A 13,529-nucleotide genomic window follows, 5' to 3' on the forward strand; every position below is an offset into this window, starting at 1 on the left:
GGGGCGCCGGAGGCGGGCCGGGCACGCCGGCCCGTGGGCGCGGGCACGCCCTGCGGCGGAACGGCGGAACCGAGTCCCGTACCGGAGGCGGCGGCCCCCGCGGCATGCTCGGCCGCGGTCACCACCGCGCCCTCGCTCACGCCCTCGCCGACACCCGCACCGGTGCCGCTCTCGGCGGGCCGGCCACGGCGTCGTCCGGTACCCCCGGACGCGGCCTCCGCGCCCTCGGCCGGGACCGAGCCGGTCTCGTCGGCGGGCGCGGCGGCGCGCCGGCGGCGGCGCCCGGTCGGCGCGGGCCCGTCGGCGTCACCGGCCTGACCGGCACCCGAAACGTCACTCTCCAGGAAGGCGTCGGTGGAGGACCGCCGGGCCCGCCGCCGCCCACCGGCGGCCTGTTCGGCGGCACCGGCCTCGAGTACGGCCACCGCACCGGCGCCGGAGCCCGTCCCGCCCGCGTCCGGCGCGGCGGCCGGGAGCTCGGCGGCGGGCGCCTGCCCCGCGGCCACCCCGTCGACCGTCCCGGCGCCACCGCCGAGCGGCACCTCCAGCACGTACGCGCTGCCGCTCATGCCCGGCACCTCGTGCGTCTGCAGCACGCCGCCGTGGGCCCGCACGATCCCGCGCACGATCGGCTCGTGCACCGGGTCGCCCCCGGCGTACGGCCCGCGCACCTCGATCCGCGCGACCTCACCGCGCTGCGCGGCCGCGACCACGACCGTGTTGTCCAGGTAACCGCCCGCGGAGACGGGCGAGTTGCCGGTGGCGTCGACACCGGCGACGTCCGCCACCAGGTGGGCGAGCGCGGTGGCGAGCCGCTGCGGGTCGACCTCGGCCTCGATGGGCGGCGCGTGCACGGCGAACTGCACCCGCCCCGGGCCGATCAGCTCGACGGCCCCGTCCACACCGGCGGCGACGACGGCGTCCAGCAGCACCTTCGTACGGGTGATGTCCTCGGCGCCCGCGTCCAGCCGCTGGTAGCCGAGGACGTTGTCGATGAGGGTGGTGATCCGGGAGTACCCGGCGCTCAGGTGGTGCAGTACCTGGTTGGCCTCGGGCCACAGCTGCCCGGCGTCGTCGGCGGCCAGGGCCGCCAGCTCGCGCCGCAGCTCCTCCAGCGGCCCGCGCAGCGACTGCCCGAGCAGGGTCAGCAACTGTTCGTGCCGCCCGGCGAGCGCCTCGTGCCGGTCCTTCTCCCGCTCGGCGAGCGCGGCGTACCGCTCCTCGCCGGCCGCGAGCTCCTCGGCGTGCTTCTCCCGCAGCTCCTCGACCTCGGTGACGTGCTGCTGGCGCAGCGCGGTCAGATCGGAGGCGTGCTCCTCGGTGAGCCGCTCGACCTCCTCCGCGTGCGCCTTCTCCAGCGCGGCCTTCTCCTCGGAGAGGGTCTCGTACGGCCGCCGGTCGGTGAAGGTCATCACGGCGCCGACGAGCTGGTCCCCGTCCCGCACGGGCGCGGTGGTCAGATCGACGGAGACCTTCTCGTCCCCCTTGGACCACAGCACCTGCCCGCGCACCCGGTGCTTGCGCCCGGAGCGCAGGGTGTCGGCGAGTGGCGACTCGTCGTACGGGAACGGCGACCCGTCGGCGCGCGAGTGCAGCACGAGCGCGTGCAGTTCCTTGCCGCCGAGCTCCCCGGCCCGGTAACCCAGTATCTGGGCGGCCGCCGGATTGACGAGCACGATCCGCCCGTCGGTGTCCGTCCCCACCACACCTTCCGAGGCGGCCCGCAGGATCATCTCGGTCTGCCGCTGCGAGCGCGCCAGCTCGGCCTCGGTGTCGACGGTTCCGGAGAGGTCCCGGACGACGATCATCAGCAGCTCGTCACCGGTGTATCCGTAACCGTCGTACGCCTGCTGCCCGTTCTCCAGATTCGCGCTCGTGACCTCGACGGGGAACTCGGACCCGTCGGTCCGCCGCGCGACCATCCGCGTCGGCTTGGTCCGCCCGCGCGGATCCATGTGATCGGGCCGCCGCATGGACCCGGGGATCAGCCGCGAGTCGAAATCGGGCAGCAGATCGAGCAGCCCGCGCCCCACGAGAGCCGTACCGGGTGCCTCGAACGCCTCGAGCGCGATGGTGTTGGCGTTGACGACGGTTCCGTTGGCGTTGACCAGGACCAACGCGTCCGGCAGCGCGTCGAGTATGGCTGCGAGGCGAGCAGCGCCTCGGGATGGCCTGCTGCTCACGAGACGCCTTCCTCCCTGTTACCGCACCTTGCCGACCGCTCGGGCCATCTTGCCAACCGGCCCGCGACGTGTCACGCGAGGGAGTCTAAGCGCACACGTTGCGCTCGCGACGCCGGATGCGAGGGAGGTCCCACGACGAAGTGACACCGAACCGGCCACCACCCGCCGACCACCCCCGCCGGCTCCCCGAGACCTTCGCGGGACTTTTACGCGAGCGTTGATTTCACTGGGGGAAGCGTGTACGGAGGCCTGTGCGCCAGGTGGCCGGCTGGGGCGGGGCGGGGCCCTCCGGGCGGGGCCCTCCTACCAGCGGGCGGGGCCCTCCCGCCAACCCAGACCCCGGCCGCGCCCTCACATGGGCTTACCGGGCTTGCTGGGCTTACTGGTCGTACCGGGGCTTACTGGTCGTACGCCGCCGGGCCCGACCTCGGCAGCAGGGGCACCATCCGGTCCCACCGCCCGGTCTCGCATCCGTCGCTGCGGTCGTAGGCGGCGTCGACGCTGCGTCCGGCCCAGGTGCCGGTCACCCGGGCGGTGGCCGGTCCGCCGTAGAGCATGGTGCAGTCGGTGCCGGGCGCCACGGGGGCGAAGAGGTCCCGCCCCCACCGTGTGCGCTCGTCCAGCATCCGGCAGGCCTCCGCCGCGTCCGGATGGCTCCCGCCGGCCGGATGACAGAACAGCTCGTACGTCCGGTCCCGCCCGGCCCCGGCATGCCGTACGACGACGGTGAGGTGATCACCGGGCCGGTCCTCGGGCCGCACGGGCGGCGGCACGGCGGGCGCGGCGACGGCGGGCACGGCGGAGAGGCCGGCCAGGGCGGCCACGGCGGACAAAGCGGCCACGGCGGACAGGGCGGCCACGGCGGACTGGGCGGCCAGGACGGGCGCCTCGGCGAGGGCGCCCGCGCCCCCGCCATGCACATGCCCCGGCCGCCGGGTCCTGCGCCCCGGACCCCGCTGAAGAGGAGAAACCATGCCCTGCCCAACGCCTTGGCCGCCCGGACGTTGCGTCTGCGCCGCGCCGGACGGAAGCCCTTTGCCCTGCGACCCGACTGCCTAGTACCGTGGGGGTCGATTGGTGACAGGCCGCGTGGCTGTGTCATCATCTGCACGCACCACTCGCGCGCTCGCGTGAGCGGTTGTGCTGGAGGCGTCGCCTAGTCCGGTCTATGGCGCCGCACTGCTAATGCGGTTTGGGCCTTAAAGCCCATCGAGGGTTCAAATCCCTCCGCCTCCGCACCGATCCCGAAGCCCCGGTCCCCAGGACCGGGGCTTCGGCGTTCCCGCCCTCCGTCGCCCCTCAGCCTCCCTGCGGACGTTTCCGCAGGTCACAAGGGGTGTGCCAATCGGATTTCACATGTCGGCGGCGGTCATGTAATGTTCTTCCTGTCGCCGGGGCGGGCCGAAAGGGCCGAAACGGAGGCAAAAACTAAAGAACAAGCACTCGTAGCTTAACGGATAGAGCATCTGACTACGGATCAGAAGGTTGCAGGTTCGAATCCTGCCGAGTGCGCACAGAGCAGAGGCCCCGGAGAGATCCGGGGCCTCTGACGTTTCAGGGGGACACCTCCTCGAAACTGCAGGTCAGCGGCGTGAGCGGGTGTTCCCGTTCCGGATCTGTGCCCACGGCCACAGCAAACGGGCCGCATGTGGGGTCATACTGAGCCATGACAAAGCCTGCTGCGCCGAAGCGTCACCTGCCGACCAGCCCCTTCAAAGCGCCGGTCGCACCGGCTCCCAAGTACTTCGCCGTGGGCGACAAGGTCACACACGACGTGTACGGCCTTGGCCGAGTGGTCGGCATCGAGGACGGGATCGCGGCGCTCGTGGATTTCGGCTCGGCGCAGATGCGGATCTTGAGCCCGTACGCCAAGATGACCAAGCTGTAGCACCGCTGTGCCCGGTCACGGCACACCAGGTCCCTCGCGGGACCTGCAACGAAAGAGAGTCCTCCCATCGACCTGACGTCGCTGTTCTCCGCCCTTGAAGGGCAACCCCGCTGCCGCACCGCGGCATCGCCGCCTCCGGCGACCAACCCCTTCCAGGCCCCTGACTTCGGGGAGGACGAGACCTTCCCGCTCGACGACGAACAGGAGTCCCCCTCGGGCGTGCGCGCGGCGCGGCCCAAGGCGGCCTAGTTCCGCGCACGACGGTCGCTCCGGCACCTGGCCGCGGGCCGTCTCCCGCGCTGCGCTGAACCCGTTGACCGTCGGTCAGCACTCCTCGTCGGGGTCGTTCCGGTTCAGCTTCTCCAGGTATTCGTGCGCCAGGGCGGTGGCCCTGGTGAACCAGTCGGTGATGACGGCCAGTTCCTCGGCGGAGTAGTCGGAGAACAGGGCCGTCAGACGTTCGTAGTGGCCCCCGTACACCGCCTCCACGCGGGTGACGGCATCCGGTACGGCGGCCACGCGGACCCGGCGGCGGTCGGTGGGGTCGGGGCGGCGGGCGACGTAGCCGGCGCGTTCCAGGCGGTTGAGGATGCCGGTCACCGCGCCGGTGGTGACATGGGCGCGGGCAGCGAGATCGCCGGCCGTCAGCAGATCGTCGCCGGCCTCCAGGACGAAGGCGAAACAGGTCAGGTCCGTGACGTTCAGGCCCAGGCGCCGGGCCAGCTCCTGCTGTCCGATCAGGTGGGCGGCGATGAGGTGGTCCATCGCCGACAGCGCCTGGGCCGGAGTGGCGGGTGGTCGCGGCGTGCCCTGCATCTTTCGGAATCCCTTGGCTCGTGAGATATTCGGTCTACGGAACTTCTTAGCTGGTGAGGGAATCTCTGGCTCGTTCCCGGAGGCGCGGTATGAGTCTGTACGACGAGGGTCACACGGTCGCCGGCTGGACCGGCTTCAGCATCGCGACGGCGGGAAGCGGTGGGGCGGGGGTGGGAGTGTGCACCGCCTCGCTGCCGCTGGTCGTGGGCGGAGGGGTGTGGTGGTGACTGTGGGGGCTGGCCGGCCCTCGGCTGCCGAATCGATACCTCTGTCACCTATCGAGTGAATGTGCTTTCGACGAACGGCAGTTGGTGTTCGCCGTCCCTAGGTTGCGGGACGGAGGTGATGCTCGATGTACGAGCAGAATGACACGCCCTCGGAGCAGCCGGTGGCGCAGAGGCGGGACGCGATCGAGATCAGTGACTTCGTGTACGGGGCTACAGGTGTGCGGCTGCGGAGGCTGACCATGCCCGACGGTACTCACTGGTTTCCGGCAGTCGACGTGTGCAAGCACCTGGGGTACGCGCACGTGGGATCCGCTCTGCGCAATGTGGCCGACGCGACCAACTTCGACCGTGCCGAGAGTGTGCTCCAGAAGCACAGTCTCAGCATTCCCGCAGGTCGGGAGTGGCGCCGAGACATGAATCTCGTGAATCTCCAAGGCTTGATCCGGTTGGTCAACGATTGCACGAAGCCGGAGTCGGCTCCGTTCGACCGGGTCCATGACTGTGTGCGCATGCTGATCAAGCGTGGCTGTATGCGGCAGGCGGGGGTCGCGGCGGGTGGGATGCCGGTGTACGTGCTGCCGTAGCTCTTGGGAGGAATCCCTGCTGAGAAGGCCCGAAGTCGCAAAAAGAGGTTGCGGCTTCGGGCCTTCGCTCACCCTACGCGTCTTCGCCGCCCCGAACCCGTTGTCAGACCCACCTCCTACCCTCAAGAGTGATGGCACAGGTATGGAAATGCTCGGGACTGCGCTGGTCGCCGGACGGCCCCGTGCTGGTCTGGGACGGCGGGCGGCGCAGTGCGCTGCCGTGGGGGAAGCGGGTCGGCTTCGCCGTGCCGGAGGGGAGCGCCCGGGAATGTGTGGGGGCGCGCGGGCATGCCTGTCCCACCCGTGCTGCCGTGCCGGGGCGGAGCACAGGAGCCCGGTGCGAGGAGTGCGCGCGGCTGGACCGGGCGCACTCGGTGGCCGCCGACACGATCGCCGACGACCCGCGGCCGTACCGGGTGTACCTGGCGTGGTTCGGGCCCGGGATGGTGAAGGTCGGGATCACCGCGGTCGAGCGGGGCTCCGCCCGCCTGCTGGAACAGGGCGCCGTCTGTTTCAGCTGGCTCGGCACCGGCCCGCTGATGGCCGCCCGGCGCACCGAGGAGCTGCTGCGGGCCGCGCTGCAGGTGCCGGACCGGATTCCGTACGCCGAGAAGCGCGCGGTGCGGTCGGTGCTGCCCGGGACCGGGGAGGAGCGTGCGGCTCAGGTGCGGGAGCTGCATGCGCGGGCCGTGGCGCTCAGCGGATGGCCCGAATCCCTGCGGCCGGAGCCTTGCGAAGTGACCGACCATGTCGGGGTGTTCGGGCTCGCCGGTGTTCCGGCCGCCCTCGGGGAGGTGGTGGAGCTCGTCCCGGGTGGCGGTGTGAGCGGTGAGCTGGTCGCGGCCGCCGGGCCCGATCTGCATCTGGCGGTCGGCGGGCGCGGGGTGGTCGTGCTCGACACACGGCTGATGACCGGCTGGCAGCTGGTACCGCCGGCCGCTCCCGAGGCTGCCGGACTCACCTTCCCCGTCCGGGAGTTCGCGCGACCACAGGAGGGGCTGTTCTGAGAAGTCCGAGGCCAGGGCGGCACGGGTAAAGACTCGGATCCCGTACGGATCCCTTTCGGCAAGGGGCATGGACGCTCGAACAGGCCGTGGCGGACGGTGGTTGGCATGGCCCTTCCCGAACCCCCTTATTACGCCGTCGTCTTCACCTCCACCCGTACCGACGACGACCCCGACGGATACCGGCGCACCGCCGAACACCTCTCCCGTCTCGTCCGCGAAGTCCCCGGCTTCCTCGGTGAGGACTTCGCCCACACCCCCGGCGGACTCGCGATCTCCGTGGCCTACTTCCGGGACCTCGCCGGGATCGAGCGGTGGCGGGACCACCCGGCGCACCTCGCGGCCAAGCGGCGCGGGCGGGAGCGCTGGTACGAGCGGTACGCGATCCACATCGCCAGGGTCGAGCACACGCACGCCTTCGCGCGGGAGTGAGCCGCGGGAGCGAGCCGCGGGAGTGAGCGTTTCCCAGGGGCTGCCTGAGAGCCGCCTGTGTGTTTCTCAGGCAAATCACAGATGGGGGAAAGCCTCTTCTCATAGGACCCCGACAAGGTGTCCACCATGACCACGACCTCGCCCCAGGGGCGCACCGAACTGCTGAGGCCGGACGGGAGCCCCGTCCGGGTGCTTGTGGTGGACGACGAGTTGTCGATCACCGAACTGCTGAGCATGGCTCTGCGTTACGAGGGCTGGCAGATCAGGAGTGTGGGGGACGGACAGGGAGCCATCCAGACCGCCCGTGAGTTCCGGCCCGACGCCGTCGTGCTGGACATGATGCTGCCCGACATGGACGGGCTGACCGTCCTCGGGCGGCTGCGGCGCGAGCTGCCGGACGTGCCCGTGCTCTTCCTGACCGCCAAGGACGCGGTGGAGGACCGTATCGCCGGGCTCACCGCCGGTGGCGACGACTACGTCACCAAGCCGTTCAGCCTGGAGGAGGTCGTGGCGCGGCTGCGGGGACTCATCCGCCGGTCCGGGGCCGCCGACCGGCGGTCCGACTCCGTGCTCGTGGTCGGGGACCTGACGCTCGACGAGGACAGCCACGAGGTGTCGCGGGCCGGGGAGTCCATCCACCTCACCGCCACCGAGTTCGAGCTGCTGCGCTTCCTCATGCGCAATCCGCGGCGCGTGCTCAGCAAGGCGCAGATCCTGGACCGGGTGTGGTCGTACGACTTCGGCGGGCAGGCCAACGTCGTCGAGCTGTACATCTCCTATCTGCGGCGGAAGATAGACGCCGGTCGTGAGCCGATGATCCACACCCGGCGCGGTGCCGGTTACCTGATCAAGCCCGCCGCGTCATGAGCGGGCGGCGGCGGCCGGGTCCGCGGCGGCGTCCGCAGCGGCGGCAGAAGCGACGAGCCGGGCAGCCGCGCACCCTGCGGACCCGGCTCGTCGTCGCGTCGGTGGTGCTGATCGCCGTCGTGTGCGCGGTGATCGGCACGGTGACGACGCTGGCGCTGCGCTCGCATCTGTACGACCAGCTGAACGGGCAGCTCAACGAGGTCGCCTCGCGTGCTTCGGGCGCCTTCGGGCCGCCGGGCCGGCAGCCGACGGGCGGCGTCCTGCCGGACGGGCAGAAACTCAAGGCACACCCGCCGGAACTCAGCGACTTCGTCACCAGGGGTCCGCAGCCGCAGGGCACCATCGCGGCCAAGGTCGAGAACGGCGTCATCACCGACGCCGAGCGGGGTGTGAAGTCCAGCAGCGACCTGGAGATGAACCCGAAGTCGCTGAACCGGGCGCAGCGCGCCGCGCTCGCATCCGTCCCGCAGGTGGACGGGAAGCAGCAGACCGTCGACATACCCGGTGTGGGTGAGTACCGGGTCGAGTACCGGACGGGTGACAACGGCTCCTTCTACGTCGCCGTACCGACCTCCGGTGTCGACAGCACGATCAACACCCTGATCCTCGTCGAGATCAGCGTCACCGCCGCCGGTCTCGTCGCCGCCGGTATCGCCGGATACGTGCTCGTCGGCGTCGCCACCCGCCCCCTGCGCAAGGTCGCCGCCACCGCCACCCGGGTCTCCGAACTCCCCCTGCACTCCGGCGAGGTGAACCTCAGCGAACGGGTCCCGGAGTCGGAGTGCGACCCGCACACCGAGGTCGGTCAGGTCGGTGCCGCGCTGAACCGGATGCTCGACCATGTGCACGGCGCCCTGCACGCCCGGCAGCAGAGCGAGATGCGGGTACGGCAGTTCGTCGCCGACGCCAGTCATGAGCTCCGCACACCCCTGGCCTCCATCCGCGGGTACGCCGAGCTGACCAGGCGCGGGCGGGAGCAGGTCGGGCCCGACACCCGGCACGCGCTGGGGCGGATCGAGTCGGAGGCGGGCCGGATGACCCTCCTCGTCGAGGACCTCCTCCTCCTCGCCCGCCTCGATGCCGGACGGCCCCTGCAGTTCGAGCAGACCGATCTCGTCCCGCTGGTCGTGGACACCGTCAGCGACTCCCGCGCGGCCGGCCTGGACCACAACTGGCGGCTCGATCTGCCCGACGAACCCGCGCTGGTGTCGGCGGACGCGGCACGGATCCAGCAGGTGCTCGTCAACCTGCTCGGCAACGCGCGCAAGCACACCCCGCCCGGTACGACCGTCACCGCGCGCGTGCAGCGACGCGGGCCGTGGATGTGCGTGGACGTCGAGGACAACGGGCAGGGGATCCCGGAGGATCTGTTGCCGCACGTCTTCGAGCGGTTCGCCCGGGGGGACTCCGCCCGCTCCCGGGCCACCGGATCCACGGGCCTGGGGCTCGCCATCGTGCAGGCGGTCGCGGCCGCGCACGGCGGTGCCGTCACCGTGGACAGCGTTCCGGGCCGGACGGTGTTCACCGTGCACCTGCCCGCGCTCACCCCTGCCGTGCCGCGGCCCGCGCCCGAAACCAACTGGCAATCGCACTCACAGGCACAGCACAGTGCCGCCACATGGGTGCGACAGGGCGCTTGAGTTGAGTCGGTTCCATGCGAACCGACTCTTCTCCCGGCACCCTGCCGGCGCGGGAGCACCTCCCGGCCGGAGACGCCGGTACGCCTGTCCTGGACGTAGTGATCCCCGTCTACAACGAGGAGAAGGACCTCCAGCCGTGCGTCCGCAGACTGCACGAGCACCTCACGCGCACCTTCCCGTACGCCTTCCGCATCACCATCGCGGACAACGCGTCCACGGACACCACCCCGCAGGTGGCCGCGCGGCTGGAGGCGGAGCTCCCCGAGGTCACCACCTTCCGCCTGGAGCAGAAGGGCCGGGGGCGGGCACTGCGCACCGTGTGGTCCGCGGCCGAGGCGCCGATCCTCGCCTACATGGACGTCGACCTGTCCACCGACCTCAACGCCCTGCTGCCGCTGGTGGCGCCGCTGATCTCCGGCCACTCGGACCTCGCGATCGGCTCCCGGCTCGCCCGGACCTCCCGGGTCGTGCGCGGTCCCAAGCGGGAGTTCATCAGCCGCGCCTACAACCTGATCCTGCGCGGCTCGCTCCAGGCCCGCTTCTCCGACGCCCAGTGCGGCTTCAAGGCCATCCGGCGCGATGTGGCGCAGGTGCTGCTGCCGCTGGTGGAGGACACCGGCTGGTTCTTCGACACCGAGATGCTGGTGCTCGCCGAGCGGGCGGGCCTCAGGATCCACGAGGTGCCGGTCGACTGGGTCGACGACCCCGACTCCACCGTGCACATCGTGAAGACCGCGACCGACGACCTCAAGGGCGTGTGGCGGGTCGGCAAGGCGCTCGCCACCGGCTCGCTGCCGCTGGACCGGCTCACCCGGCCCTTCGGCGACGACCCGCGTGACCGCGACCTGACCAACGTGCCCAGGGGACTGGCCCGCCAGCTCGTCGGCTTCTGCGTCGTCGGCGGCCTGTCCACCCTCTTCTACCTCCTCCTCTACAGCGTCTTCCGGCAGTTCTCCGGCTCCCAGATCGCCAACGCGCTGGCCCTGCTGGTCTCCGCGGTCGCCAACACGGCCGCCAACCGCCGGCTCACCTTCGGGGTGCGCGGCCGGGGCGGCGCCGTACGGCACCAGGCGCAGGGCCTGGTCGTCTTCGGCATCGGACTCGCCCTGACCAGCGGCTCGCTGGCCGCCCTGAACGCGGCCGGCTCCAGCCCCGCGCACTCCACCGAACTGGCGGTGCTCATCGCCGCCAACCTCGCCGCGACCGTGCTGCGGTTCCTGCTCTTCCGCGCCTGGGTCTTCCCGGACCGCGGCGAGTCCGACGCCGGCCCGACGGCCGTCGCCTCCCACACCCTGTCCTCGCCGACCTACAGCACGAGCACGACCCCGCCGTACGGCACGACCCCGCCGTACGGCACGGCCGCGCCGTACGGCACGGCCGCGCCGTACGGCACGGCCGCGCCGTACGGCACGGCCGCGCCGTACGCACCGCTGCCCCAGCGCCCGGTGCCGTACCAGCGGCCGCGTCCGGCGGCCACCCAGGTCCGCGCCGGTGAAGCCGCGGACGGCAGCTGGAGGGACGCCACCATGCGACTGCAGCCGGTGCGCCCTCACGACACCGACCCGGGGGATCCCCGATGACCACCCAGTACGACCCCGCGACCACCTGGCAGAGCGGTACGACCGACTGGGGGCCGCCCCCGAGCGCTCCCCCGAACCGGAACCCGAGCCCGCACCCGCACCCGCACCCTGTGCACGCCGAACCGGTGCGCGCGCACCGGGCCGGTGAGCCCAGGGGGCCGTTTCCCCGCAGACTGTGGCGCGGCCGCCCGGAGGATCCGCGCTGGGTGCGCCCGGCCTTCCTCGGCCTGCTGGCCGCCACCCTCGTGCTCTACCTCTGCAACCTCAGCGCCTCCGGTTACGCCAACTCCTTCTACTCGGCGGCCGTACAGGCCGGCAGCACGTCCTGGAAGGCGTTCTTCTTCGGCTCGCTGGACGCGGGCAACGCCATCACCGTCGACAAGCCGTCGGCGTTCCTGTGGCCGATGGAGCTGTCGGTCCGGATCTTCGGCCTGAACTCGTGGGCGATCCTCACTCCCGAGGCCCTCATGGGCGTCGGCACGGTGGCGGTCGTCCACGCGGCCGTACGGCGCCGGTTCAGCCCGGCCGCCGGTCTGATCGCCGGCGCGGTGCTCGCGCTCACCCCGGTCGCCGCGCTGATGTTCCGGTTCAACAACCCGGACGCGATGCTGGCCCTGCTGATGGCGCTGGCCTGCTACTTCGTCGTACGGGCGGTGGAGGACGGCCGCACCAGGTGGCTGGTGTGGGCCGGCGTGGCGATCGGGTTCGCCTTCCTCGCCAAGACGCTGCAGGCCTTCCTGATCCTGCCGCCGCTGGCGATCGTGTACGCCGTCTGCGGACCGGTCGCGCTGAGGAAGCGGCTCGGTCAACTGGCCCTCGCCACGGCCGCGTTGGTCGTCTCCGGCGGCTGGTGGGTCGCGATCGTCGAGCTGTGGCCGGCCTCCTCCCGTCCCTACATCGGTGGTTCGCAGAACAACAGCTTCCTGGAGCTGACCTTCGGCTACAACGGCCTCGGCCGCATCAACGGCGACGAGACCGGCAGCGTCGGCGGCGGTGGCGGCGCGGGTGGGACGGGCCGCTGGGGCGCGACCGGCTGGGACCGGATGTTCAACTCCGAGATCGGCAGCCAGATCTCCTGGCTGCTCCCGGCCGCGCTGATCCTGCTGGCCGCGGGCCTGTGGGCGACCCGGAAGCTGCGCCGTACGTCCGTGACGCGGGCCTCGTTCCTGGTCTGGGGCGGCTCACTGCTGATGACCATGGTGGTCTTCAGCTACATGGCGGGCATCTTCCACCAGTACTACACGGTGGCCCTGGCCCCCTACCTGGCGGCCGTCGTCGGCATGGGCGCCGGGCTGCTGTGGGAGCGGCGCGGGGAGACCTGGGCGTCGATCACCCTCGCCGCGTCGGTGGTGGCCGCCGCTGCCTGGGGGTACGTGCTGCTCAACCGCACCTCGACCTATCTCCCCTGGCTGAAGTGGCTGGTACTGGCCGGAGGCATGGCGGCCGCGCTGGGCCTGATCTTCGCCGGGCGGATCTCCCGGCGGCCGGCCCTCGGGGCGGCGGCGGTGGGTCTGGTGGCCGCGCTCGCCGGTCCGGCGGCGTACACCCTCAGCACGGTGAACTCCGCGCACACCGGCTCCATCCCGACGGCCGGTCCGGCGGGCGCGAGCACGATGGGCTTCGGCGGTGGCCGGGGGCCCGGCGGCAACGGCTTCCCGGGCGGCGGCGGCTTCGGCGGCGCGCTGCCGGGGCAGCAGGGCCGGAACGGTCAGAACGGCCAGGGTCAGCAGAACAGCAACGGCTTCCCGGGCGGCGGCTTCGGCGGAGGTATGCCGGGCGGGGGCCAGAACCAGCAGCAGGGCAACGGCACCACGCAGGGCCAGGGCCGGAACGGCAACGGTTTCCCCGGCGCCGGCCGGACGGGCGAGGGCGGCATGGGCGGTATGGGCGGCGGCGGCGCCGGTGGCCTGCTGAACGGCGCGAACGTCTCCTCGGCCGCCAAGCAGCTGCTGGAGAAGGACGCCTCGACGTACACCTGGGTGGCCGCGTCCATCGGTTCGCAGAACGCGGCCAGCTACCAGCTCGCCACCGGTGACCCGGTGATGGCGATCGGCGGCTTCAACGGCACCGACCCGTCCCCCACGCTGGCGCAGTTCAAGACGTACGTGGCGGAAGGGAAGATCCACTACTTCATCGCCGGCGGGGGCATGGGCGCCATGGGCGGCAGCAGCAGCGGCAGCTCCTCGCAGATCAGCTCGTGGGTCGAGAGCAACTTCAAGAAGGTGACGGCCGGTTCGGCCACCTTCTACGACCTCACGCAGAGGACGAGCGGCTGACGGTTCGTACCCCGGGAGAGGCGGTGACCGCC

10 protein-coding genes, 2 tRNA genes and 2 pseudogenes are annotated in these 13,529 nt (G+C 71.7%); 11 read left to right on the forward strand and 3 right to left on the reverse strand.

Annotated elements, in window-relative coordinates:
• A partial coding sequence (locus ABB07_RS40905; RefSeq protein WP_244189432.1) for a PAS domain-containing protein occupies positions 1 to 2,183 on the reverse strand: 2,183 nt, incomplete at its 3' end.
• Positions 2,184 to 2,581: 398 nt separating this feature from the next.
• The gene (locus ABB07_RS19915; RefSeq protein ID WP_208899979.1) at positions 2,582 to 3,157 is read right to left on the reverse strand and encodes an SSI family serine proteinase inhibitor; all 576 of its coding nucleotides are present in this window, start codon (positions 3,155 to 3,157) and stop codon (positions 2,582 to 2,584) included.
• A gap of 171 nt (positions 3,158 to 3,328) precedes the next feature.
• Between ABB07_RS19915 and ABB07_RS19920 the strand changes: the two genes are divergently transcribed.
• The 3 genes from ABB07_RS19920 to ABB07_RS19930 all read left to right on the forward strand — a co-directional run bounded on the left by ABB07_RS19920 (position 3,329) and on the right by ABB07_RS19930 (position 4,071).
• Positions 3,329 to 3,419, forward strand: a tRNA-Ser gene (locus ABB07_RS19920).
• Between the two features lie 203 nt (positions 3,420 to 3,622).
• Positions 3,623 to 3,695: transfer RNA gene (locus ABB07_RS19925), tRNA-Arg, on the forward strand.
• A gap of 154 nt (positions 3,696 to 3,849) precedes the next feature.
• Positions 3,850 to 4,071 carry a hypothetical protein gene (locus tag ABB07_RS19930; RefSeq protein ID WP_208899980.1) on the forward strand — a complete coding sequence of 74 codons (222 nt, stop codon included), beginning with the start codon at positions 3,850 to 3,852 and terminating at the stop codon, positions 4,069 to 4,071.
• A 324-nt stretch (positions 4,072 to 4,395) separates the two neighbouring features.
• On the opposite strand, the gene ABB07_RS19935 is transcribed toward ABB07_RS19930, so the two are convergent.
• Positions 4,396 to 4,887: a MarR family winged helix-turn-helix transcriptional regulator gene (locus ABB07_RS19935; protein ID WP_208899981.1), complete on the reverse strand. Its 492-nt coding sequence runs from the start codon at positions 4,885 to 4,887 to the stop codon at positions 4,396 to 4,398.
• 89 nt (positions 4,888 to 4,976) lie between these two features.
• On the opposite strand from ABB07_RS19935, the pseudogene ABB07_RS19940 reads away from it, so the two are divergent.
• The 8 genes and pseudogenes from ABB07_RS19940 to ABB07_RS19975 all read left to right on the forward strand — a co-directional run.
• Positions 4,977 to 5,099, forward strand: a pseudogene (locus tag ABB07_RS19940) (HGxxPAAW family protein); the annotation flags it as partial.
• A 140-nt stretch (positions 5,100 to 5,239) separates the two neighbouring features.
• A pseudogene (locus tag ABB07_RS19945) lies at positions 5,240 to 5,599 on the forward strand (BRO-N domain-containing protein); the annotation flags it as partial.
• Between the two features lie 230 nt (positions 5,600 to 5,829).
• Entirely contained in the window at positions 5,830 to 6,705 is an 876-nt protein-coding gene (locus ABB07_RS19950; RefSeq protein WP_208899982.1) for a DUF2797 domain-containing protein, read from the forward strand.
• Between the two features lie 105 nt (positions 6,706 to 6,810).
• Complete coding sequence (locus tag ABB07_RS19955) at positions 6,811 to 7,134, forward strand: antibiotic biosynthesis monooxygenase family protein (protein ID WP_208899983.1); 324 nt, start codon at positions 6,811 to 6,813, stop codon at positions 7,132 to 7,134.
• Between the two features lie 126 nt (positions 7,135 to 7,260).
• Positions 7,261 to 8,001, forward strand: a complete 741-nt coding sequence (locus tag ABB07_RS19960; protein WP_244189434.1) for a response regulator transcription factor — start codon at positions 7,261 to 7,263, stop codon at positions 7,999 to 8,001.
• On the forward strand, positions 7,998 to 9,641 hold the full coding sequence (locus ABB07_RS19965; protein ID WP_208899984.1) for a sensor histidine kinase: 1,644 nt from the start codon (positions 7,998 to 8,000) through the stop codon (positions 9,639 to 9,641). The genes ABB07_RS19960 and ABB07_RS19965 overlap by 4 nt, the downstream gene beginning before the upstream one ends.
• Positions 9,642 to 9,655: 14 nt before the next feature.
• On the forward strand, positions 9,656 to 11,221 hold the full coding sequence (locus ABB07_RS19970; RefSeq protein WP_208899985.1) for a glycosyltransferase: 1,566 nt from the start codon (positions 9,656 to 9,658) through the stop codon (positions 11,219 to 11,221).
• Entirely contained in the window at positions 11,218 to 13,497 is a 2,280-nt protein-coding gene (locus ABB07_RS19975) for an ArnT family glycosyltransferase (RefSeq protein WP_208899986.1), read from the forward strand. Before ABB07_RS19970 ends, ABB07_RS19975 begins: the two co-directional genes overlap by 4 nt.
• Positions 13,498 to 13,529 lie beyond the last annotated feature (32 nt).

Source organism: Streptomyces incarnatus, assembly GCF_001027185.1.
Classification (GTDB): domain Bacteria; phylum Actinomycetota; class Actinomycetes; order Streptomycetales; family Streptomycetaceae; genus Streptomyces; species Streptomyces puniciscabiei.

Bases quoted from the DNA above. Each gene is read 5' to 3' on its own strand.
- ABB07_RS19915 (WP_208899979.1), bottom strand. From the start codon at position 3,157: ATGGTTTCTCCTCTTCAGCGGGGTCCGGGGCGCAGGACCCGGCGGCCG.
- ABB07_RS19930 (WP_208899980.1), top strand. From the start codon at position 3,850: ATGACAAAGCCTGCTGCGCCGAAGCGTCACCTGCCGACCAGCCCCTTC.
- ABB07_RS19935 (WP_208899981.1), bottom strand. From the start codon at position 4,887: ATGCAGGGCACGCCGCGACCACCCGCCACTCCGGCCCAGGCGCTGTCG.
- ABB07_RS19950 (WP_208899982.1), top strand. From the start codon at position 5,830: ATGGCACAGGTATGGAAATGCTCGGGACTGCGCTGGTCGCCGGACGGC.
- ABB07_RS19955 (WP_208899983.1), top strand. From the start codon at position 6,811: ATGGCCCTTCCCGAACCCCCTTATTACGCCGTCGTCTTCACCTCCACC.
- ABB07_RS19960 (WP_244189434.1), top strand. From the start codon at position 7,261: ATGACCACGACCTCGCCCCAGGGGCGCACCGAACTGCTGAGGCCGGAC.
- ABB07_RS19965 (WP_208899984.1), top strand. From the start codon at position 7,998: ATGAGCGGGCGGCGGCGGCCGGGTCCGCGGCGGCGTCCGCAGCGGCGG.
- ABB07_RS19970 (WP_208899985.1), top strand. From the start codon at position 9,656: ATGCGAACCGACTCTTCTCCCGGCACCCTGCCGGCGCGGGAGCACCTC.
- ABB07_RS19975 (WP_208899986.1), top strand. From the start codon at position 11,218: ATGACCACCCAGTACGACCCCGCGACCACCTGGCAGAGCGGTACGACC.